This window comes from Aminobacter sp. GW821-FHT11F06, assembly GCF_058808215.1.
This window is the reverse complement of the sequence record NZ_JBXARL010000015.1, coordinates 22,913-44,993: the sequence shown is the minus strand read 5'-3', so window position 1 is coordinate 44,993 and position 22,081 is coordinate 22,913. Positions and strand designations below refer to the sequence as shown.

General features: G+C 63.9%; 20 protein-coding genes and 1 pseudogene. 8 read left to right on the top strand and 13 right to left on the bottom strand.

The annotated features are described in order from the left end of the window. The first annotated feature begins 7 nt into the window (after window positions 1-7). Genes AC1RTB_RS25390 through AC1RTB_RS25375 form a run of 4 tightly spaced genes read left to right on the top strand, consistent with a single transcriptional unit; the run spans window position 8 to window position 3,067 of the window. On the top strand, window positions 8-838 hold the full coding sequence (locus AC1RTB_RS25390; RefSeq protein WP_492881979.1) for an ABC transporter permease: 831 nt from the start codon (window positions 8-10) through the stop codon (window positions 836-838). After that, complete coding sequence (locus AC1RTB_RS25385) at window positions 831-2,489, top strand: ABC transporter ATP-binding protein (RefSeq protein ID WP_492881980.1); 1,659 nt, start codon at window positions 831-833, stop codon at window positions 2,487-2,489. Before AC1RTB_RS25390 ends, AC1RTB_RS25385 begins: the two co-directional genes overlap by 8 nt. 40 nt (window positions 2,490-2,529) lie before the next feature. After that, window positions 2,530-2,775, top strand: a complete 246-nt coding sequence (locus AC1RTB_RS25380; protein ID WP_492881981.1) for a type II toxin-antitoxin system ParD family antitoxin — start codon at window positions 2,530-2,532, stop codon at window positions 2,773-2,775. Further along, window positions 2,765-3,067 carry a type II toxin-antitoxin system RelE/ParE family toxin gene (locus AC1RTB_RS25375; RefSeq protein WP_492881982.1) on the top strand — a complete coding sequence of 101 codons (303 nt, stop codon included), beginning with the start codon at window positions 2,765-2,767 and terminating at the stop codon, window positions 3,065-3,067. Before AC1RTB_RS25380 ends, AC1RTB_RS25375 begins: the two co-directional genes overlap by 11 nt. A 9-nt stretch (window positions 3,068-3,076) precedes the next feature. On the opposite strand, the gene AC1RTB_RS25370 is transcribed toward AC1RTB_RS25375, so the two are convergent. The 7 genes and pseudogenes from AC1RTB_RS25370 to bcoG form a co-directional block, all read right to left on the bottom strand. Next, entirely contained in the window at window positions 3,077-4,018 is a 942-nt protein-coding gene (locus AC1RTB_RS25370) for an alpha/beta hydrolase (RefSeq protein WP_492881983.1), read from the bottom strand. Window positions 4,019-4,240: 222 nt separating this feature from the next. Continuing rightward, window positions 4,241-5,023, bottom strand: a complete 783-nt coding sequence (locus AC1RTB_RS25365; protein WP_492881984.1) for a carnitinyl-CoA dehydratase — start codon at window positions 5,021-5,023, stop codon at window positions 4,241-4,243. A gap of 164 nt (window positions 5,024-5,187) precedes the next feature. After that, window positions 5,188-7,407, bottom strand: a pseudogene (locus AC1RTB_RS25360) (acetate--CoA ligase family protein); the annotation flags it as partial. Between the two features lie 216 nt (window positions 7,408-7,623). Continuing rightward, a complete protein-coding gene (locus tag AC1RTB_RS25355) occupies window positions 7,624-8,787 on the bottom strand; it encodes an acyl-CoA dehydrogenase family protein (protein ID WP_492881985.1) in 1,164 nt (387 codons plus the stop codon). Window positions 8,788-9,080: 293 nt separating this feature from the next. After that, entirely contained in the window at window positions 9,081-10,169 is a 1,089-nt protein-coding gene (locus tag AC1RTB_RS25350) for a carnitine 3-dehydrogenase (RefSeq protein ID WP_492881986.1), read from the bottom strand. Next, entirely contained in the window at window positions 10,166-10,795 is a 630-nt protein-coding gene (locus tag AC1RTB_RS25345; protein ID WP_492881987.1) for an HD domain-containing protein, read from the bottom strand. The genes AC1RTB_RS25350 and AC1RTB_RS25345 overlap by 4 nt, the downstream gene beginning before the upstream one ends. A 32-nt stretch (window positions 10,796-10,827) precedes the next feature. Further along, window positions 10,828-11,745: a 3-dehydrocarnitine:acetyl-CoA trimethylamine transferase BcoG gene (gene bcoG / locus AC1RTB_RS25340; RefSeq protein ID WP_492881988.1), complete on the bottom strand. Its 918-nt coding sequence runs from the start codon at window positions 11,743-11,745 to the stop codon at window positions 10,828-10,830. A 76-nt stretch (window positions 11,746-11,821) separates the two neighbouring features. On the opposite strand from bcoG, the gene AC1RTB_RS25335 reads away from it, so the two are divergent. Further along, window positions 11,822-12,802, top strand: a complete 981-nt coding sequence (locus tag AC1RTB_RS25335; protein ID WP_492881989.1) for a GlxA family transcriptional regulator — start codon at window positions 11,822-11,824, stop codon at window positions 12,800-12,802. 218 nt (window positions 12,803-13,020) lie between these two features. Here the strand turns inward: AC1RTB_RS25335 and AC1RTB_RS25330 are convergent, their stop codons facing one another. The 3 genes from AC1RTB_RS25330 to xylA form a co-directional block, all read right to left on the bottom strand. Then, window positions 13,021-13,812 (bottom strand): TIGR01458 family HAD-type hydrolase, encoded by a 792-nt coding sequence (locus AC1RTB_RS25330; RefSeq protein WP_492881990.1) that lies wholly within the window; start codon window positions 13,810-13,812, stop codon window positions 13,021-13,023. Between the two features lie 25 nt (window positions 13,813-13,837). Beyond that, a complete protein-coding gene (locus tag AC1RTB_RS25325) occupies window positions 13,838-14,065 on the bottom strand; it encodes a hypothetical protein (protein WP_492881991.1) in 228 nt (75 codons plus the stop codon). 102 nt (window positions 14,066-14,167) lie between these two features. After that, entirely contained in the window at window positions 14,168-15,493 is a 1,326-nt protein-coding gene (gene xylA, locus AC1RTB_RS25320) for a xylose isomerase (RefSeq protein ID WP_492881992.1), read from the bottom strand. A gap of 151 nt (window positions 15,494-15,644) precedes the next feature. Here xylA and AC1RTB_RS25315 point away from each other — a divergent pair, with 151 nt between their 5' ends. After that, window positions 15,645-16,004: a nuclear transport factor 2 family protein gene (locus tag AC1RTB_RS25315; RefSeq protein ID WP_492881993.1), complete on the top strand. Its 360-nt coding sequence runs from the start codon at window positions 15,645-15,647 to the stop codon at window positions 16,002-16,004. 212 nt (window positions 16,005-16,216) lie between these two features. Here AC1RTB_RS25315 and xylB read toward each other — a convergent pair whose 3' ends face one another. From xylB to AC1RTB_RS25300, 3 genes are all read right to left on the bottom strand, one after another. Then, window positions 16,217-17,668 carry a xylulokinase gene (xylB, locus tag AC1RTB_RS25310; protein WP_492881994.1) on the bottom strand — a complete coding sequence of 484 codons (1,452 nt, stop codon included), beginning with the start codon at window positions 17,666-17,668 and terminating at the stop codon, window positions 16,217-16,219. 209 nt (window positions 17,669-17,877) lie between these two features. After that, entirely contained in the window at window positions 17,878-19,197 is a 1,320-nt protein-coding gene (locus AC1RTB_RS25305) for a tetratricopeptide repeat protein (RefSeq protein WP_492881995.1), read from the bottom strand. 14 nt (window positions 19,198-19,211) lie between these two features. Further along, a complete protein-coding gene (locus AC1RTB_RS25300; RefSeq protein WP_492881996.1) occupies window positions 19,212-19,835 on the bottom strand; it encodes a LysE family translocator in 624 nt (207 codons plus the stop codon). A 175-nt stretch (window positions 19,836-20,010) separates the two neighbouring features. On the opposite strand from AC1RTB_RS25300, the gene AC1RTB_RS25295 reads away from it, so the two are divergent. Continuing rightward, entirely contained in the window at window positions 20,011-20,757 is a 747-nt protein-coding gene (locus tag AC1RTB_RS25295) for a L,D-transpeptidase (protein ID WP_492881997.1), read from the top strand. 109 nt (window positions 20,758-20,866) lie between these two features. After that, a complete protein-coding gene (locus AC1RTB_RS25290) occupies window positions 20,867-22,033 on the top strand; it encodes a diphosphate--fructose-6-phosphate 1-phosphotransferase (protein WP_492881998.1) in 1,167 nt (388 codons plus the stop codon). Window positions 22,034-22,081 lie beyond the last annotated feature (48 nt).

Here is a 22,081-nt window from a genome sequence, read left to right as displayed (position 1 = left end):
GCGCGTCATGCTTGATCTGAAACGCATCCCCATCACCGCCTGGATCGGCCTGATCCTGACGACGCTTTTCCTGATCGCGGCGGTCTTCGCGCCGTTGATCGCACCTTACGGCCTCGGCGAAATCGTCGGCGATGTCTGGGCGCCGATGTCGAGCAAGTTCCTGCTTGGCACCGACAATCTCGGCCGCGATCTGCTGTCGCGCATGATCTACGGCGCACGCACGACGATCTTCATTGCCGTGCTGGCGACAGCCTTGTCCTTCTCGCTCGGCGCGATCCTGGGCTTCACCGCCGCCGTCGTCGGTGGCTGGTTCGACGCAGGCATGTCGCGCTTCGTCGACCTGCTGATGGCGATCCCGACGCTGATCTTCGCGCTCGTCGTTTTGTCGGTGCTGCCTTCGACGCTGGTGACGCTGATCCTGGTCATGGGCATCCTCGACTCGACCCGAGTCTACCGCCTGTCGCGTGCTGTCGCCGTCGACATCAATGTCATGGATTTCGTCGAGGCCGCCAAGCTGCGCGGCGAAGGCAAGGGCTGGATCATCTTCCGCGAGATCCTGCCCAACGCGCTGTCGCCGCTGGTGTCCGAACTCGGCCTGCGCTTCATCTATGCGGTGCTGTTTTTGTCCGCCCTTTCTTTCCTCGGGCTCGGCGTCCAGCCGCCGGACGCCGACTGGGGCGGCATGGTCAAGGAAAACAAGGACGGCATCGTCTTCGGCATTCCGGCAGCCCTGATCCCGGCGGCGGCGATTTCTATTCTCGCCATCTCCGTCAACCTCGTCGCAGACTGGGTGCTCAACCGCACCACCGATCTCAAGGGAGGGCGCGGCAATGGCTAAGTCGCCTGCGAACGGCTACGAGACCTTGCTCGACATCCGCAACCTCAGGATCGAGGCCAAGGTCTACCCCCCCGGCGAAGCGCCGCGCACCATCACGCTGGTCCATGACGTCTCGCTGTCGCTGAAGAAGGGCAAGGTACTCGGCCTTATCGGTGAATCAGGTGCCGGCAAGTCGACGATCGGGCTCTCATCCATGGCCTATGGCCGTGGCGGGGTGAAGATCACGGGCGGCGAGATCATTCTCAACGGGCGCGACATCCGCAAGGGTGGCACGCAAGGCATCCGTGCGCTTCGTGGGCGCGAGGTCTGCTACGTCGCGCAGTCGGCGGCCGCCGCCTTCAACCCCGCGCATCGGCTGATGGACCAGGTGGTGGAAGCCTCGATCCTGCACGGCGTTGCGAGCCGTGCTGAAGCCGAAAAACGCGCGGTTACGCTGTTCAGGAAGCTCAGCCTTCCCGATCCCGAAAACATCGGCAAGCGTTTTCCGCATCAGGTTTCTGGCGGCCAGCTCCAGCGCGTCATGACGGCGATGGCGCTGTGCTCAGAGCCCGACCTGATCGTCTTCGACGAGCCGACGACCGCGCTCGACGTCACCACCCAGATCGACGTGCTGGCCGCCATCAAGGAAGCCATCCGCGACACGGGCGTGGCAGCACTCTACATCAGCCACGACCTCGCCGTGGTCGCCCAGGTCTCCGACGAGATCATGGTGCTGAGGCACGGCAAGCTGGTCGAATGGGGCGGCACGCGCCAGATCATCAAGGAACCGCGCCAGGAATACACCAGCGCGCTGGTGTCGGTGCACGAGATCGAACACGAGGAAAAAAAGCCGGGCGCGGCCCCCTTCCTGTCGGTCAAGAACATCACGGCCGCCTATGGCGGCGGCAAGATCAAGGTGTTGAAAAACGTCTCCGTCGACATCCTGCCCGGCCAGACGCTGGCCGTGGTTGGCGAATCCGGTTCGGGCAAGTCGACGCTGGCGCGCGCTATCACCGGCCTGTTGCCGCCCGAGCAAGGCAGCATCACCTTTGCCGGCCGCACGCTTTCCAATCGCCTCGCCGACCGTAGCCGTGACGACCTGCGCGAGTTGCAGATGATCTACCAGATGGCCGACGTGGCGATGAACCCGCGCCAGACCGTGGGCACCATTATCGGCCGGCCCCTGGAGTTTTACTTCGGGATGGGCGGCTCCGAGCGCGACAAGCGCGTCGCCGAACTGCTCGACAAGATCGAGATGGGACGCGGCTTTGCCGACCGCTATCCGGCCGAACTTTCAGGCGGGCAGAAGCAGCGCGTCTGCATTGCTCGTGCGCTCGCCGCCAAGCCCAGGCTGATCATCTGCGACGAGGTGACGAGCGCGCTCGACCCGCTGGTCGCCAACGGCATCCTCAAGCTTTTGCTCGACCTGCAGGCGGAGGAAGGCGTCGCCTATCTCTTCATCACCCATGATCTGGCGACTGTGAAGTCGATCGCCGATTCCATCGCTGTGATGTATCGCGGCGAGGTCGTACGCTACGGGCCGAAATCCGAGGTGCTGAAGCCGCCTTTCGACGCCTACACGGACCTGCTGTTGTCGTCGGTGCCGGAAATGGAAATCGGCTGGCTGGAAAAAGCGATCAAGGGCCGGAGGATGGAAAGCGCTGGGAATTGAACTTGTTGGCAATAATACCAATTTTTGGTATTATTGCCGCATGAACAAAAACACGTCCATTTCCCTTGGCCAGCATTTCTCCCAGTTCGTCGACCAGCAGGTAGAGGATGGTCGCTACAGCTCGGCCAGCGAGGTCATCCGCGCCGGCTTGAGGCTGCTTGAAGAGCACGAGCTACAGGTGGCCCAACTGCGCGCGGCGATCATCGAAGGTGAGGAAAGCGGGCCGTCCAGTCCGCTCGATATCGAGAGTTTCCTTGGCCGGATGCGCGCCGGCCATGGCCGCTAAGCGGCTGATCTTTTCTCCGGCAGCCGAAGCGGATCTCGAGCAGATCTGGCGCTACACCGCCGAAACCTGGAACGCAGATCAGGCCGACGAGTACGTCCTGCGGATTCACGCTTCATGCATGGATCTTGCCACGGGTCGACATAAGGGTCGCTCGCTCGCCGATATTCGCGCCGGCTACCACAAGGTGAGCGTCGGCTCCCACTTCATCGTCTATCGCGTCGTAGGCGAAGCGATCGATGTGGTCCGTATTCTTCATCAGCGCATGGATATCAGCGCGCGCCTCAACCAGTAGACCGGGCGCTCACCAAACCCATTCCCCTCGTCCGAGCACAGCGACCGCATCGACGATCCTGGCGAAGCTTTCGCGGGCGCGGCTAACGGTATGGCGGGCGCGGAGGTAGCCATGCACCAGCCCAGGCTCCTCGTGCCAGAAGGCACGACCTTCGGCGGCAATCACGCGCTCGCCATAGGCCTCGCCGTCCGATGACAGCGGATCGCATTCGGCGGTGACGATTACCGTTGGCGGCAGGTTGGCGAAATCGCCATCGGCGAGCGGCGTCATGGTGATGTCGCCAGTGCGGTCTTCGCCGCCGGTGCGGATATCCTTGTAAAAATGAAGATCGCGCATGGTCAGCATCGGCGCATCGGCATGCTGGACGTAAGAACCGCGCGACTGGTCACCGCCGAGGCCGGGATAGATCAGCACCTGGCCAGCGGGCTTACGCATATGGCCGCGCGTGGCATGGCTGACAGCGGCGGCGAGATTGCCGCCGGCACTGTCGCCGGCAAGCACGTTGGGCAGGTCGTATTCATCCGTCGCCCATTCGAAGGCGCGTATCGCATCGTCAAAGGCTGCGGGGTGGCGATGCTCGGGCGCCAGACGGTAGTCGACCGAAATCACATTGTAGCCGGTGCGCCCGCACAGTTCGGCGCAGACATCATCATGGCTGTCGAGTCCGCCGAGAATGAAGCCGCCACCGTGGAAATAGACCACCACCGCCTCCGGCTTCTTACCGGTCAGGCGGTAGATGCGGATGGGGATTTTGTGTGTCGGCGTGGCAATGGCCGTCGTCTCAGCCACGACGCCTTCGGGGTAGCCGACGAAAAACTCGCCGCACATCCGATCATAGATCTCGCGCTGCTGGGTGATGGTGTAGTCGATCGTGTCGGGCGGATAATAGGAATTGGTCCGCTCGATGAAGGCCCAGGTCTCGGCGTCGATGAGTTTTGTGTAGTCGGTCATGGGAGCGCGCCCCGGTTGAGGCCGCGCCCGACGTCGCCCCCCTCTGGCCTGCCGGCCATCTCCCCCACAAGGGGGGAGATCAGCAGTTTCTTGGGCAGCGCTCCAGTTGCAATTTTGGCGATTGGCGAAAATGGAGGTGACAGCCAATCTCCCCCCTTGTGGGGGAGATGGCCGGCAGGCCAGAGGGGGGCGTGTAAGAGCACCATCATCTCCGCAAAGGCCTCACTTCCCCTTCCACACCGGGTCGCGTTTCTCGGCAAACGCGCGAAAGCCTTCAAGGTTGTCGTCAGAGGCATAAAGTTCGTCGACTGTCGGGAATTGCCGTTTGGTGATGCGGTTCATCGTCTCCTGGAAACCCATCACCTCAGCCGCTCGCGCCACTTCCTTGATCGCGGCGAAGACCAGCGGAGGTCCCCCGGCGAGCAGGCGCGCGATCTCCCAGACCCGATCCTCGAGCTTGTCGGCGGGCAGCACCTCGTTGACCAGGCCCCAGCGATGCGCCTCGGCAACGTCCATCCAGCGCCCGGTGAGCAGCAGGTCCATGGCGACATGGTAGGGGATGCGCTTGGGCAGCTTGATCGTCGCGGCATCGGCCAGCGTACCGGCCTTGATCTCGGGCAGCGCGAAACTCGAATGTTCGGAGGCGTAGATCAGGTCGCAGGACAACGCCAGTTCGAAGCCGCCACCGACAGCCATGCCGTTGACGCAAGCGATCACCGGCTTGTTCATGTCGCGCAGTTCCTGCAGGCCTGCGAAACCGCCGACACCGTAATCCCCATCGACCGCATCGCCATTGGCAGCCGCCTTGAGATCCCAACCGGCCGAGAAGAACTTGTCGCCTGCGGTTTTGACGATGGCGACCCGCAGCGCAGGGTCGTCGCGGAATGCCTTGAAGGTCTCGCCCATTTCGCGAGAGGTCTTGAGGTCGATCGCATTGGCCTTGGGCCGGTCGAGCGTGACTTCGAGGATCACACCTTCGCGGCGGGTTTTGACAACGTCGGACATGTTCACTCTCCTGCGCTGGCGGTCCCCTCCCCCTTGAGGGGAGGGTGTCCGAACGAAGTTCGGACGGGTGGGGTCGTTGCGGCAGTGTTCGACGTCGCGGCGGTGCCCTCTGAGGCTACCCCCTCTGGCCGCTTCGCGGCCACCTCCCCCTCAAGGGGGGAGGAAACAACCAGCAGCGCATCGGCGATCCAGGCGCCCTGACCCTTGCCACAGACGATCAGCGGATTGATGTCGAGTTCCTCGATCACCTCGGCATGGGCCGAAACGAAAGCGGCGATGCCGACAATCGCCTGGATTGCCGCATCGAGGTCGGCCTTGGGCCTGCCGCGATAGCCATCGAGCAGCGGGAACATTTTCAGGCCGCGCAGCGCAGCCTCGATCTCGGAACGCGACGCCGGCAAAAGCAGCGTCGCGCTGTCCTTCAGCAACTCGACCAGAACGCCGCCTGTTCCAATGGTCATGACCGGCCCGAATAGCTGATCGCTGACGACACCGACGATCAGTTCGGCAATGCCGCCTGTGACCATCTTCTCTACATAGAGGCCGTGACCGAGCGGCAGCAGATCCGCCGCCGCCGATCCCACTTCCTCGGCATTCTTCAGGTTGAGCCGCACCGCGCCCAGCTCGCTCTTGTGGGCAACACCCAGCGCCTTGAGCGCGACAGGGTGGCCGAGCACGTCGGCGGCCTCGATCGCTTCTGCAACGGTCGCCGCGCGACGTCCGGCTGGCACCGCGAGACCCGCCTCACGCAGCAGCGATTTGGCGGCGGCTTCGTCGAGGGTTTTGCGCGAAACACCCCCCTCTGGCCTGCCGGCCATCTCCCCCTCAAGGGGGGAGATCAGGCCCGCATCCACGCCCTGGCCAATCTGAGATGTCGTTCCAACAGCCTCTGCGGTCACGGAAAAGGCGCCGTCACAGACGCGAATGATCTCCCCCCTTGAGGGGGAGATGGGCGGCAGGCCAGAGGGGGGCGAACTCGCGCTCACCCTCGCAGCAACCGGCTTCGCCCAAGCCTCTCCCACAAACGCCGCCGCCTCCGCCGCGTCCATCGCCTCGGCAATGCCCTGCAATGGCACGATGCCACGTCGAAACAGCTCGGTTGCGTGCGCTTCCGTCAGGTTCTCCAACATCGACGCCACCACCGCACCGCGCGCGGAATTGGCCTTCAGTGCCGTTTCGAACGCCCGCACCGTCGGCCACCAGTCGGCGTCCGAGCAGCGGTCGTTGCGCGGAAAGTCGAGCACCAGCATGTTGAGATCGAAGCTATCTGACACCATCGCCGTGAAAGTCGCCGTCATCGCCGGTTCGTCGTTCCAGATGAATGTGTGGTAGTCGAGCGGATTGGCGACCGCGACGAAGGCGCCGAGCGTCGATTTTACCTTGGCGTAGTGATCCGGCGTGAGCGCGGGAAAGCTGAGCCGCCTGCCCTCGACGCTGTCGGCCATGACGGACGCCTCGCCGCCCGAACAGCTCATCGACGACAACCTGCGGCCAGGCAACGGGCCGAGCGCGTGCAGCAGCTTCAGCGTCTCGATGAATGACGGGATGGTGTCGACGCGCGCGATACCGAGGCGCTTGAGGAAGGCGTCGGATGCGGCATCCGAGCCGGCAAGCGAGGCGGTGTGCGAGATGGTCGCCGCCCGCGCCTGTTCGGAGCGGCCGACTTTCATGGCGACAATGGGCTTGCCGAGTTCGCGCGCCCGCGCCGCCAGCCGCTCGAAGCCGGCAACCTTGTCAAAACCCTCGATGTGCAGGCCGAGGCAGGAGACACGCTCGTCCTCGATCAGGCCCAGCGCCATCTCGGACAGACCGGTCTGCGCCTGGTTGCCCGCCGTCATCAGAAAGGCGACCGGCAGGCCGCGCTTCTGCATGGTCAAATTGCAAGCAATGTTGGACGACTGGGTGATGATCGCCGCACCACGCGCGCCTGCGGCGAGGCGCTGGCCGCCATGCTGGTCGGGCCACAACAGCGCGCCGTCGGCATAGTTGATCAGGCCGTAGCAATTGGGTCCGATCACCGGCATGGCACCGGCGGCCGCGACCAGTTCGACCTGCAACCGCTCGCCGTCGGCATCGTCATTGCCGGCCTCGCGGAAACCGGAGGCAAAGCAGATCGCCCCGCCGGCGCCACACTCGGCAAGCGCCTTGATGACTTCGATGGTGAGAAAGCGGTTGACCCCGACGAAAGCGGCGTCGGGGGCGCATGGCAGCTCAGCGACCGAGCGGAAAGTCCTGATGCCCTCGACCTCGTCCTTGGTCGGATGCACCGGCCAGATGTCGCCGGAAAAGCCCATTTTGAGGCACTGCTTGACCACGGCGGCAGCCTGGGAACCGCCGAATACGGCGATGGATTTGGGGCGGAGAAGGCGTTCGAGCCTATGCATGAGTGCGACGCCTTTCTGGCCAGGCTTGGCGCTCTACGTTGCCCCCCTCTGGCCTGCCGGCCATCTCCCCCTCAAGGGGGGAGATTGGCAGTGGCGATCTTGCCGCCCACCTTGCAACGGCAGCGATGAGTCGAGGACGAAGTGCAGGCTGATCTCCCCCCTTGAGGGGGAGATGGCCGGCAGGCCAGAGGGGGGTATGAAAGAGCGCCAACATGCCTAGCCCCCCACCGCCCTGAGCAGCGCGCGCGAAATGATGTGGCGCTGGATTTCCGACGTGCCTTCCCAGATGCGCTCGACGCGCGCGTCGCGCCAGATGCGTTCGAGCGGCAGGTCGTCCATCAGGCCCATGCCGCCATGGATCTGGATCGCCTCGTCGGCGACGAAGGCCAGCATCTCGGTGGCCTTGAGCTTAGCCATCGCCATGTCCTGGTCGGTGACAGTGCCCTGGTCGTATTTCCAGCCAGCCTCCATGACCATCAGCTCGGCCGCCTTCAGTTCCGTCGCCATATCGGCGAGCTTGAACGACACGCCCTGGAACTTGCCGATCTGCTGGCCGAACTGCTCGCGTTGGGCGGCATATTCGATGGCGTGGCCGAGCGCGCGTTCTGCACGCCCGAGACAAGTAGCGCCGACCTGCAGGCGGGTCGCACCCAGCCAGGAATTGGCAACCTCGAAGCCCTTGTGGACCTCGCCCAGCACTTGGGCTCCCGGCAGCCGGCAGTCGTCGAATTCCAGCACCGAATTGGTGTAGCCACGATGCGAGACGTTGCGATAGCCGTCACGCACCGTGAACCCCGGCGTGCCCTTGTCGACGAAAAAGGCGGTGATCTTCTTGCGTTTGCCGCGTGGCGAATCCTCTTCGCCCGAGGCCATGAAGACGATGGCAAAGTCGGCGATGTCGGCGTGACTGATAAAATGCTTGGTGCCGTTGAGCACCCAGTCGCCGCCGTCCTGGACAGCGCTCGCCTTCATCCCGCGCAGGTCGGAGCCGGCGCCCGGCTCGGTCATCGCCAGGCAGTCCGATTTCTCGCCACGGATGCACGGAAAAAGGTATTTTTCGCGCTGTTCAGGCGTACCGGCGAGCAAGATGTTCGACGGCCGCGCAACGCAGGTCCAGTGCAGCGCATAGTTGGCGCGGCCAAGCTCCTTTTCGTAGAGCAGCCAGGTTAGCGTATTGAGCCCGGCACCGCCGACGTCAGCCGGCATGTTGGCGGCATAGAGCCCGGCGGTGATCGCCTTGGCTTTGATCTCTTCGATCAGTTCGCGCCTGAGGTGGCCGGTGCGTTCGACCTCCCGCTCATGCGGGTAAAGCTCGTTTTCGACAAAGGCGCGCGTGGTGTCGACAATGAGCTGCTGTTCCTCGGACAGACCGAAATGCATGTCGCTAGCCCTTCTTCGCATGGATCAGAGTGCCGGACGTCTTCGCCGGCAGGCAATCACCCCCACTCCGTCGCGCTCCGCGCGCCACCTCTCCCCCTGCCCGGGGGAGAGGAAGGCCGGCGTGCCGCTTGGGACCTCGGGACTTGCTGGACAGACGGCATGGACGACCGGACTGCCCGTCGAACTGCACGGCGTGCAAAGCCTTGGCACCCTTCCTCTCCCCCGTCGAACGGGGGAGAGGTGGTTTGCGCAGCAAACCGGAGTGGGGGTCGACCTGCTCGAACTGCATCGTCTCAGCCCTTCTTCTTGGCAGCTGCCTTCTTCGGCTTCTTCACCGGCTTGCTTGCCTTTGCCTTTTCGGCGGCCTTCGAGACCTTGGGCCTGGCCTGCGCCGCCAGTTGCTTGGTGTAGTCCTTGTACAGCGCGCCGGCACCCCAGCCCTTGCCCTTGTTCTGCTTCGACAGCGCATCCATGATCGCGACAAGATTGTCGTCGCGGATCTTTTCCAGTTCGCGGATCGACCATTTGTCGGACTGGTCGTCGGACTGCGTGGCGATCAGGTCGACCAACTCATCGTTGAACTCGGGCACATCCATCAGCTTGGTCCATGGCCATTTCAGGCACGGCCCGAACTGGGCCATGAAATGGCGCATGCCGGCTTCGCCGCCAGCGACGCGATACACCTGGAACATGCCCATCTGGGCCCAGCGCAGGCCGAAGCCGTAGCGCATGATGTCGTCGAGTTCCTCGACCGTGCAGATGCCGTCCTTGATCAGCCACAGCGCCTCGCGCCAGGCGGCTTCGAGAAGGCGGTCGCCGACAAAAGCCTCGATCTCCTTGCGGATGACCACCGGCTTCATGCCGATGGACGCGTAGATCTCCTTGGCGACCTCGATGGCCTCGGGAAAAGTCTGCTCGCCGCCGACGATCTCGACAATCGGCAGCAGATAGACAGGGTTGAACGGATGGCCAACGACCAGCCGCTCGGGGTGCTTCTTCATTGCCACCTGCATGTCGGACGGCTTGATGCCGGAGGTCGACGAGCCGACGATGGCGTTGGCGGGCGCATGGAAATCGATCTCGGCCAGCACCTTGTGCTTGAGGTCGAGCCTTTCAGGCACGCTTTCCTGGATGAAATCGGCGTCCGCCACCGCTTCCGCGATGGTCTTGGCGAAGGTCAGCTTTCCCTCCTTGGGCAGGCCGCCTGGAAGCATCTGCTTATAGGCGCGTCGCGCGCCCTTCATCACTTCGCCGACCTTGCGCGAGGCCTCCGGATCGGGATCGAAAATCGAAACGTCGATGCCATTGAGTAGCAGCCGCGCCACCCAGCCGGCGCCGATGACCCCGCCACCGATGGCGGCTGCTTTGGTGATGGTGCTCATGCGGGCGCTCCGCTTCTCTCTCTGGCTGCTTCAGGATTGACCAGCGGGACGCGTTCGCCGGCACGGATGACGGAAGGATCGTATGCCTTGCGGGCGAAGACCTCGATCACGAAGGGCCGGAAGAACGCGATCGGCAAGGTTTCGTAGTCAGGGTCGAAGCTCGACTGGTCCCAACGCTCGCAGAACTGGTCGCAGTCGTCGTAATAGGCATGGCCGGCGAATTTATCGCGCGCGTGGCGATTGCCGCCGAGATGATGCGCATAGTAGAGGCGCTGGAAGTCGCCGTGCTTTTCCACCACCCAGGCGCACTGCTCGCGCACGAAAGGTTTCAGGATCGCCGCTGCGTATTCGTCGTGATTGTAGGGCGCGTAGATATCGCCGATGTCGTGCAAGAGCGCGCAGGCGATCCAGTCGGTGTCCGCGCCGTCGCGAAAGGCGCGTGTGGCTGCCTGCAGCGAATGGCCGAGACGGCTGATCTTGTAGCCCGACAATCCCTCGTCGAGCTGGACCAGCGCGTCAAGCAGGCGGTCGCCGGTCTTGGCGGCATAGTCGATCTCATGGGCGGTGAGGAACGCATAGTCGTCCTTGTCGCCATCCTTCATCGCGGTGAATTTGACTGTGGTCATGCCGACTTCCTCTCCTTGATCGACATCTCCAATCACGCCGCAATCGGCGCCCTCTTGGTCAGGTTGAGCTTCTTGCGAACCTCTTCCGGTCCGAGCACCCGCGCACCCAGATTCTCGACGATGCTCACCGCGCGCTCGACTAGCTGGGCGTTGGTGGCCAGCACGCCCTTGCCGAGCCAGAGATTGTCTTCGAGGCCGACACGCACATTGCCGCCGGCAATCACCGCGGCTGCCGCATAGGCCATCTGGTTGCGGCCCAATGAGAAAGCCGACCAGTTCCAGGTCGAAGGCACGTTGTTGACCATCGCCAAGAAGGTGTTGAGGTCGTCGGGCGCACCCCACGGCACGCCCATGCACAGCTGCACCAGCGCATCGGGCTTGAGCACGCCTTCCTCGACCAACTGCTTGGCAAACCACAGATGACCGGTGTCGAAAGCCTCGATTTCCGGCTTGACGCCAAGTGCGGTCATCATGCCGCCCATGGCACGCAACATGCCCGGCGTGTTGGTCATGACGTAATCGGCCTCGGCGAAATTCATGGTGCCGCAATCGAGCGTGCAGATTTCCGGCAGGCATTGGCGCACATGCTCGACGCGATTGGAGGCACCGCCCATGTCGGTGCCGGCTTGCTTGAGCGGCAGCGGCGCCTCCGGCGAACCGAACACCATGTCGCCGCCCATGCCGGCGGTGAGGTTCAGCACGACATCGACATTGGCGTCGCGGATGCGCTCGGTCACTTCACGGTAGAGATGGACATCGCGGCGCGGCTTGCCGGTTTCAGGGTCACGCACATGGCAATGCACGATCGCAGCACCCGCCTTGGCGGCGTCGATGGCGGAGTCGGCGATCTGCTTGGGCGAGCGCGGCACATGCGGGCTGCGGTCCTGCGTGCCGCCGGAGCCTGTCACAGCACAAGTGATGAACACGTCCTGGTTCATGGCAAGCGGCATCGGACTTCCTCCCAATCGGATATGCCATCAACATGCCTGACTTGCAGAAGTCTGTTTTGCACTTTACGAAACCAAAATGGCAAAAAGCGAAAAGCCTACGATCTTTCGCGCCGAGCGCACGCCGCTCAAGGTGACGATGCTGGTCTTCTCTGGCGCATCGATCATGTGCGTGGCTTCAGCCATCGACCCGCTGCGTGCGGCCAATCGCATTGCTGGCGAGACGCTGTTCGATTTCCGTCTGGTCTCGACATCCGGCGAGCCGGCGATCACCACCTGCGGCCTGCCGGTGGCAGTGAGCGGCGCCTTCGATCCTGACGACACAAGTGACGTCATCGTCGTCATCGCCGGCTTCGGCACGCAAGGCTACGCCACCTCCAAGCTGCTCGGCGGCCTACGCCGGGCGGCACGGAACGCCCGCGCCGTCGGCGGTGTCGAGGCCGGCACATGGCTGGTCGCGCGCGCCGGTTTGCTCGAAGGCCGTGCCGCGACGACCCACTGGGAGGACATGGAGGATTTTTCCACCGCCTTTCCCGAAATCGACGTGCGGCCCGACCGCTACATCATCGACGGGCCGGTGTTCACCTGTGGCGGTGCTGCGCCGACATTCGACTTGATGCTGCATCTTGTGCGTTCGCGGCTCGGCATGGCGGTGGCACTCGATGTGGCAAGTGTGTTCATCTACGACCAGTCGCGCGCGGCGACCGACGCCCAGCCGCTGGTTTCGCTCGGCCGGCTCGACGGCTACGACCCGCGTCTGGCGCAAGCGATCCGATTGATGGAGGCGCATGTCGACCAGCCGCTGACCGTCGCGGCGATCGCCAAGCGCGCGGGCGTGACCTCGCGGACTTTGGAGAGCATCTTTCGTGTCTCGATCGGCGAGACGCCAGGCACCTATTATCTGCGCCTGCGCCTGAGCGCTGCGCGCCGGCTGGTGGTCGACACCAAGGTCAGCATGGCAGAGATCGCCGAGCGCACCGGTTTTTCCTCGGCGGCAGCCTTCTCGCGCAGCTTTTCCCGCGCTTTCGGAACCGCACCGGTGAAGATGCGGCGCGGGTAGCGTCGTGGCCTCGCGAGGGATCATGCGGATGCTTGCTTGCGGCATATACCCCCACCCCTAGCCCCTCCCCACAAGGGGGAGGGGAACCTTTGCGGCATAGTCGCCCAGCGCCAAATATTCGGCATGTTGGTAGTAGCGCGGCACAATCGTCCCCCTCCCCCTTGTGGGGAGGGGCTAGGGGTGGGGGTGATCCTAGATGCGACCGAAGCAAACAGCGCTCAACGCCGTTTGGCGAATATCCACTCTATCGCTGCGGCCAGATCGTCGACGACAGCGCTCGGATGAGGCGCAAATCGGCCTTCGTCTCCGGCACGATATTTGCCGGTACGCACCAGCAGCCCGCCCCCAAGCCCTGCCCTCAATGCCCCGGCGACATCGCTCTCCGCATCGTCGCCGACCATCACCGCATCGCCGGGCCCACAATCCAATCCAGCAAGCGCTGCACGGAAGAAATCCGGCGACGGTTTTCCGAGCACGGTCGCCTGCCGGCCACTGGCGAACTCCAACGCAGCCACGAAGGCGCCGGCATCGAGGCTGAGCCAGCCATCGGCGTCCTTGAAGGTGCGGTTGACCGCAAGCGCGAGAAACTCGGCACCGTCGATAAGTTGCCGGAAAGCAGTGTTCATCGCCGCATAGGTAAAGGCCTCGCCGGCATCGCCGACCACGACCGCCTTACGCGGCCCGCCTTCAAATCCTGCGAACTCAACTTCAAGGTCGGGATGGACAAGCAGATGCGGCGAGCACCCGTGATCGCGCAGCCATTCCACGGCCGCTCGCGCTGGCGTCAGCAATTCGTCGTCGCTGATGTCGATGCCAAGGCCAGCAAGCTGCTTGATGACGGCGGTACGCGGCGAGCGTGTGGTGTTGCTGACGAAGCGAACGGCCAGGCCTTCTGACCGCAACCGCTCCACAGCATCGACCGCGCCCGGGATCGGCGTGTCGCCGTCATAGACGACGCCGGAAAGGTCCAGAAGCACGGCGCGTATCATCGGCGAAGGATGGCGGACCATGCTTCGTTCGTCAAACCGCGAGCGATCAGGCGGCGCGGCTTTCCGAACCGATGCGCGAGCGCATGCTCTGGGCCAGCACGGCCTCGAGCCGCGAGGCCACCGCCCGGCTCCAATCGTTTGACTGTTCGGCCTCCATAAGCGGAGGCAGGGCCATCAGGCGATCGACGAATGAAGCGGTCTGCGACCGGCAAAGCAGGGCGTCGATCTCAGGCTCGTTGGAATATGTGGTGAAAGTCTTTTGTTCCCGTCTCATGCGCCGTAAGTCACTGATTCGACGGGCGTCTTGAGGGCGAGAAAGAGGCAATACGGCGGCAAGGGGGAAGTGCTGATTCCCCCTCGCCGATTGGTTGCGGCATCAAACGTAACGGTTGACGACGTTTTCCAAATACTCCTGCCGGCCCGACTTCGGCTGCGGCTCGATGCCGTCCTTGATCACGCGGGCGGAGATGTCTTCGAGTGTGCGCTGGCCGGCCAGCATCGCCTTGGCTTCGGCCGAATTCCAGCCGGCATAACGCGCGTCGAGCGGGCCAGACAGCGCCTTGTCCTCAATCATCTTCGCCGCCGCCTTTAGGCCGCGCGCGCAGGCGTCCATGCCACCGACATGGGCGATCAGCAGGTCTTCCGGATCGAGTGACTGGCGGCGCAGCTTGGCGTCGAAATTGGTGCCGCCCGTCTTGAAGCCGCCGCCAAGCAGGACCTGATAATAGGCCAGCGCCATCTCAGGCACATTGTTGGGGAACTGGTCGGTGTCCCAGCCAGACTGGTAGTCGTTGCGGTTCATGTCGATGGAGCCGAAGATGCCCAGCGCATTGGCGGTCGCCAGCTCATGTTCGAAGGAGTGGCCGGCCAGGATGGCGTGGCCCTGCTCGATGTTGACCTTCACCTCGTTCTCCAGCCCGTACTTCCTGAGGAAGCCGTAGACGGTGGCGACGTCGTAGTCATACTGGTGCTTGGTCGGCTCCTGCGGCTTGGGCTCGATCAGGATCGTGCCGGTAAACCCGATGCGGTGCTTGTAGTCGACGACCAGATTGAGGAAGCGGCCGAGCTGGTCGAGCTCACGGCCCATGTCGGTGTTGAGCAGCGTCTCATAACCCTCGCGGCCGCCCCACAGCACGTAGTTTTCGCCCTTGAGGCGCTTGGTGACGTCGATGCAATGCTTCACCGTTGCGGCTGCGTAGGCGAAGACATCCGGATCGGGATTGGTGGCAGCACCCGACATGAAGCGCCGGTTGGAGAACAGATTCGCGGTGCCCCAAAGCAGCTTGACGCCGGTCTTGGCCATCTTGCCTTCGAAATGCTCGGCGATCTCGTCGAGCCGCGCGGCACTTTCGGAGAAAGTCGCGCCCTCGGGACGGACATCGGCATCGTGGAAGCAGAAATAGGGAACACCGAGCAACGAGAACAGCTCGAAAGCGACATCCGCCTTCAGCTTGGCATGCTCCATCGTCTCGCCGAACCCCATTTTTGGAAACCAGGGGCGGTCAAACGTCTGGCCGCCGAACGGGTCGCCACCCGGCCAGGCGAAGGTGTGCCAGTAAGCGACGGCAAAGCGCAGATGGTCTTCGAGGCGTTTGCCGAGCACCACCTCATCGGCATTGTAATGGCGGTAGGCCAGCGGGTTGGTGCCGTCGGGGCCTTCATATCTGACGGGCTTGATGTCGCCGAAATAGCCGGTGCTCATATGGGAACTCCTTTCAATGAGTGCCGATAACCGCCCGTTGCGGAGCGGCGTGCGAAATTCCGAATTCGATTACTTCTGCGGTAATTGGTCTGGGTCGAACCGGGTGGCAAAACGGCTGCGTCAACCAAGACGTGTCAGACGGAGACCTCAGATGACCGACCACACCACCATCGCCCAGAACTACATCGCAGCCTGGAACGAAACCGACGCCGCGCGCCGGGCCGGACTTGTGGAAGCTGCGTTCACCGCCGACGTGATGTACCGCGACCTGGTCATGCAGGGCGACGGCCATCAGGGCGTCGCGGCACTGATCCAGGGTGTCCACGCGCAGTTCCCGGGCTTCCGCTTCACGCTCAAGGGCAATGTCGACGGCTTCGGCGACAATGTCCGTTTTTCCTGGAGCCTTGGCCCGGATGGTGCCGACGCCGTCATCGAAGGCACCGATTTCGGCGTCGTCGAAAATGGCCGACTGAGCCGCGTGACCGGCTTTCTCGACAAGGTGCCGGGCTGAGGTCCGCAGATAGGGCTTCACCCCCCTCTGGCCTGCCGGCCATCTCCCCCTCAAGGGGGGAGATCGGCTGTCATTGACACCTTCGTCAATCTCAAGCTTCGTAACCAGCCGGGCCGCCACGAAAAGCTGCATTGCAGGCCAGTTACCGTCGCCGACGCGACTAATCTCCCCCCTTGAGGGGGAGATGGCCGGCAGGCCAGAGGGGGGCGGTTTCACATCACGCCCCGTATCGCTGGATAAAGCCTACGGTAGCGGCGATAGGCCTCGTCATAGGCGCCTGACAGCGCTGCAACGGGCTCAATGGTTTCGGCGGTCACGGGTGGCGTGCAGACGGCATAGGGATCGACCCCTTCCGCCGCGATCAGGCCAAGGCGCGCGGCACCGAAGGCCGCACCAAAGTCGCCGTCGGCGGGAATGTCGACGGGAACGCCAAGTGCGGTGGCAATCGCCTTCAGCCAGTAGCGCGAGCGCGAGCCGCCGCCGATGGCGGTCACCCGTTCCAGCCTGGTGCCGGCCTTCTCAAGCGCTTCAAGGCTGTCGCGGAAGGCGAAGGCCACGCCTTCGAGAACGGCCTGTGTCATCCCCGCGCGATCGATCTCATGGGCAAGACCGGTGAACGAACCACGGATCGCCGCATCATTATGCGGCGTGCGCTCACCCGAGAGGTAGGGCAGGAAGCTGACGCCCGAGGGCGCACGTAGTTCATCGCCAAGCTCGCCCGTCAGTTCAGCGGCATCCTTGCCTGTGATGTTGCTCAGCCAGTTGAGCGAATCCGTCGCCGACAAGATGACGCCCATCTGGTGCCAGGCGTTGGGCAGCGCGTGACAGAAGGTGTGGACGGCACTTTCGGGATTGGGCAGATAAGCGCCGTTGGCGGCAAACAGCACGCCAGATGTGCCGAGCGACACGAAGGCCGAGCCCGGCCGAACTGTGCCCATGCCACAGGCTGAAGCCGCGTTGTCACCTGCCCCACCCGCGATCACGACCGAAGGTGCCATGCCCCATCTGGCTGCCAGTTCGGCGCGCAATTGTCCGGCACGTTCGGTGCCTTCGACCAGATGCGGCATGTGGCTTTCATCGAGATCGGTCGCGGCCAGAAGTTCGGACGACCAGCGTCTCCCCGCAACATCAAGCCATGCGGTGCCGGCGGCATCAGACATTTCGGAGATGTGTTCGCCCGACAGCCAGAGCCGGAGATAATCCTTGGGCAAAAGCACCTTGGCGACCTTGGCAAAAATGGCCGGCTCGTTGGCCTTCACCCAGGCCAGCTTGGGCGCGGTGAAGCCTGGAAAAACGATGTTGCCGGTAATCTCTTGGAAGCGCGGGTCAGCGTCGAGCCTGGCAGCTTCGGCATGGCTGCGGGTATCGTTCCAGAGAATGCAGGGGCGAAGCACCTTTCCGGCTGCGTCGATAAGCGTAGCGCCATGCATCTGGCCCGACAGACCGATGCCGCGAACGGCAGCGAATTCTCTAGGGTAAGCCGCCTTCAGCTCGGCAATGGCATCTTCGGTGGCGCGGATCCAGTCGGCCGGATCCTGCTCGGACCAGCCCGGATGCGGCCGCGACACGTCGAGCGAACCATGGCCGGAGCCTATGACCTTCTGCGCGGCGTCGATGAGCAGCGCCTTGACGCCAGACGTGCCGAGATCCAGCCCGAGATACATGATCGCTCCTCCCGACGGCAAGCGCAGAAACTCAGCGCCACGGCCTCTCATTTTCATCGGCATGGTCCGAAAACGGCCCCGCCTCAGGCCCGTTCCTCCGACGGACATCGTTTCATATCAAAAAATACGGAGCCCGAAACCTACCGCACGGCTATTTTTTTCGAATCTCGCAAAAAATATCAAACCACTGCGAAACGGGGTCAACTCGGTCATCCATGGGCGAGAAATGCCGCGCGTTCGACGAACAGCTGGGACACAGGGCTTGCCGGTCGCGCCGCATTCCGCTGGGTGGCGAGGGTGACGGCAAGCGCATCGTCACCGGCCCGAAGTGCCGCCTCGATCAGCGTCAGGTCGATAACGTCGCGCTGGGCGTGGCTGCCACCGAAACGATGGGCAATGGCGCGCACCGGCTGGAGCAGCCGCACGGTCTCGCCGTAGCGGCCCTCGCCGAAAGCCTTGATAGCGAGAGTGACCGGATGGCCGACATCCCGGGTGAAGGCGGCATTGTCGTCTTCTCCTGCGATCGCCTCGCGCTGCGCCTGAAGCAGTGCCCGCGCCGGTGCTTCAAGCCCGGCGCCGACGAAAGCCATCATCGCATGCGCGTCGTTAAAGGCGTAGTTGCCGGCGCAGGCTTTCGGCGCCCAGTTGGCCGCAACAATGGCCCAGCGGTCGCCGACATCGACGCCGCCAAGATGCAGCCGCCACAAGATCGCCGAGGCATCGACCATGTTGAGCGCGACCGTCGAGTGTGCGCCATAGATCGGCCCGTCGAACAGGGCGAGCACCTCGTCGGTTTCGCCGAGGTCGTAGTGGAACAGCGCCAGATGCCACCAGTTATGGACCTGGAGAAAACTCTCTTTCGTCCAGGCGTCGGTATTGGCGCGCATCCAGGCGATGCCGTCGCGCTGGCGGCTTTGCATCTCCATGACATGCGCCACAGCATGCTGGGCCCAGCCGTCGCGCGGCTCGAGCGCAATCGCTTCACGGCCGAGCTTTTCGGCCCTGGCATACTCGCCCATCTCCTCCAAGCCGAAGGCCTGCATGCCCAGCATCGCGTGATATCCCGGCATGGCAGCGCTCCACGCCGGCAGCGCGCGGGCGATGCGGTCGCGCAGCATGCGCGCATTGCCGGTGAAGAAATCGATCTGGTGGCCGGCCTGCAGCGCCAGCGCATCGCGCGGGTATTCGCTGGTCAGTTCCTCAAGGATACGCCCGGCGTCATGCCAGTGGCCATTGGCAAGGCGGCCAAGTGCCTCGACATGCGCCTTTTCCCGCGATGTCGCAGCCAGTGCAGCCGCCGCAGCGTGGCAATCGCGGGCCACGGCCATCGCCTCGCGCTCGGTCGAGAGGCCGTAGAGCCAGCCTTTCAGCACATGCGCCATGACGAAATCGGGCGCAGCGGCGATCGCCGCATTGGCCGAGCCGACCGGATCGCCAACGAAGCGCTGCAATTCGCTCACGCCGCGTTCGTAATGCACCACCGCATCGTCGCCGGTGCCGGAAAGCGTGAGACCAAGCCGATCCCTCACCACCGCATCAAACCTCAGTGCCCGGTGCGCACCGCGGCAGCGGCGATACCGGCGCCGACCAGCAGCGTGCCGCCAGTGCGGTTGAAGATGCGGATGGCGCGCGGATTGGCGACCACTCTGCGGGCGCGCGCCGCGACCAGTGCGTAACCGAAGGCATTGGCAAAGGCGAGCGTCAGGAAGGTCAGCTCGAAGATCAGCATCTGCGTCCAGAAATCGCCGTTGCGGTCGAGGAACTGCGGCAGGAAGGCGACGAAGAAGGTGATGCTCTTGGGATTGAGCGCGGTGACGATCCAGGCATGCGCCATCATCTTCGCTGCCGAGGCAGCGTCCGTGCGCGGCGTCGCGTCAAGCGACCCGCCGGCTCTAAACAGCTTGATGCCGAGATAGATCAGGTAGCCGGCACCGATCCACTTGAGGATGGTGAAGACCGTCGCCGATGCTGCGAGAAGCGCGCCGATGCCGAGCATCGACAGCGTCATTGCGGTGAAGTCGCCAAGTGCCACGCCGACCGCCATCGGCAGCGCCGTGCGCCAGCCTTGGCCGAGCGCGTAGGATACAACCAGCAGGATGGTCGGCCCCGGAATGACAAGCAACACCGCGGACGCGGCAGCAAAGGCGGCCCAGCTTTCAAACGACATCGCAATTCTCCCTCTTTGGAAAGGCGATCAAGCTCCGCCACGGCACTGATGTAAAGCCCTTAACGCAGCACACGCGCCATTCACGCTTTTTCAACCATGAATGGTGAAAATGCGAATTATCCAGCCGGGCTTGCCCGGTGTCTGGCCGCCCCCGCGTAAACAGTGGATTTGTGCCGTGTCGAAATCGCCTGCCGCCTCGAAGCCCGACCTGAACGATCGCGCCCCAAGACTTGCCTCGCGCCGCAACGTGCTTTTCGGCCTCGGCGCTGCCGGACTGCTCGCTGGCTGCAGCCGCAGCATGGACTTCGAAATCCCAGCCATGGGGCTCGACACCACCACAACTGGCTCGATACGGCCGCAGATCAGCGTCGACAAGCAGGTAACGCGCCCCGAGCTGATGTATGCCTCCTTCACCGATGAAGGCTACCAGCTGCCCGAGATTCCGTTCGCCAAGGTCAACCCGCAATTCCGCCGCCAGATCGTCGTCGATCCGACAGGCGAAGCACCCGGCACCATCGTGGTGCGGTTGCAGGAACGTTATCTCTATCTTGTCCAGCCCGGCGGCGACGCCATCCGCTACGGCGTCGGCATCGGCCGCGACGGCTTCTTGTGGAACGGCCGCGCCAACATCCAGTACGGCAAGAAGTGGCCGACCTGGACGCCGCCGCGCGAGATGATCGCGCGCAAGCCGGAACTGGTGAAATGGAGCGGTGGCCAGCCCGGCGGCCTCGACAATCCGCTCGGCGCGCGCGCGCTCTACATCTACAAGGACGGCCAGGACACCGGCTACCGCGTCCACGGTTCGCCTGAATGGTGGACCATCGGCCAGGCGATGTCGTCGGGCTGCGTGCGCATGATCAACCAGGACGTCATCGACCTGTACAGCCGCGTCAACGGCAAGACACCGATCGTCGTGAGTTGACCGACCTGGCCGGGGCCCTGGCTCCGGCCCAAGGCCTCGAATCTCCCATTGCGTCCGCTCCCCTCAAGGGCGCATGTTCAAGAAAATCGCAGCTGGGAGGACGACGTCCATGCCTTCGACATTCGTGATCGCGCAAGGTGGCGGACCAACCGCCGTGATCAACCAGACGATGGCCGGTGCCGTGCTCGAAATCCGCAGGCGCCATCCCAAGGCCCGCATTCTGGGCTCGCGCCACGGCGTGCGCGGCATCCGCGACGGCGACTATGTCGATCTGACCGACATTGCCGAAGAACAGCTCCTGCGCATAGCCGCAACGCCGAGTGCCGCGCTCGGCAGCACCCGCGACAAACCCGACGCCGCCTATTGCGACATCATCCTTGAAGGTCTGAAGAAAGCCGACGCGCGCGCCTTCATCTATATCGGCGGCAACGACACCGCCGGAACCCAGCAGATCCTGGCCGAAGCGGCCCAAGGCAGCATCGCCTTCGTGCACGCACCCAAGACCATCGACAACGACCTTGAGGAAAACGACCACACGCCGGGCTTCATCTCGGCGGCCGAGTTCGTCGCCGGCGCCTTTCTCAGCGTCGATCTCGATTTCCGCGCCCTGCCCGGCATCTATGTCGGCATCGTCATGGGTCGCCATGCCGGCTTCCTGACTGCGGCCGCAGCCGCCTGGCGCGGCGATGACACCGACGGCCCGCACCTGATCTATGTGCCGGAGCGCGCCTTTTCGGTGCCGCGCTTCATCGATGAGGTGAAGGCAACCTTGGCGCGCCATCGCCGTTGCGTCGTCGCCGTCTCCGAGGGCGTCACCACCGCCGACGGCAAGGCGCTGGTCGAAAGCATCGTGCCCGCCGACAAGCTCGAACGCGACGCCCATGGCAACATCAAGCTGTCGGGCAGCGATCTGAGCCGCGCCTTCGAAAACGCGCTGGCCGAGGGGCTTCCGGGCAAGCGTGCGCGCGTCGATGCGCTCGGCTACATGCCACGTGGCTATATCGGCGCGGTCAACGCTGTCGATGCGCAGGAAGCCTTCGACGCCGGCGTCTTCGCCATCGATGCGGCCGACAGAGGCGGCGGCTCTGTTGCGCTGAAATACGAAGGCGGCAAGACGGTGCTCAAGCTCGTGCCGCTGGCCAATGTCGCCGGCAAGACCCGTCACATGCCCGACGACTACATGCTGCCGGACCTCAACCATTTGTCGGAAAAGGGCATGGACTATTTCAGGCGCCTGGTGCCTGGCCGCTTCAAGATCGGCAGGCCGTTCGTTTGAGGCAGCGTCCCGGCTGGTTCAGCAAGACCATCGTCGACGCCCGCACGA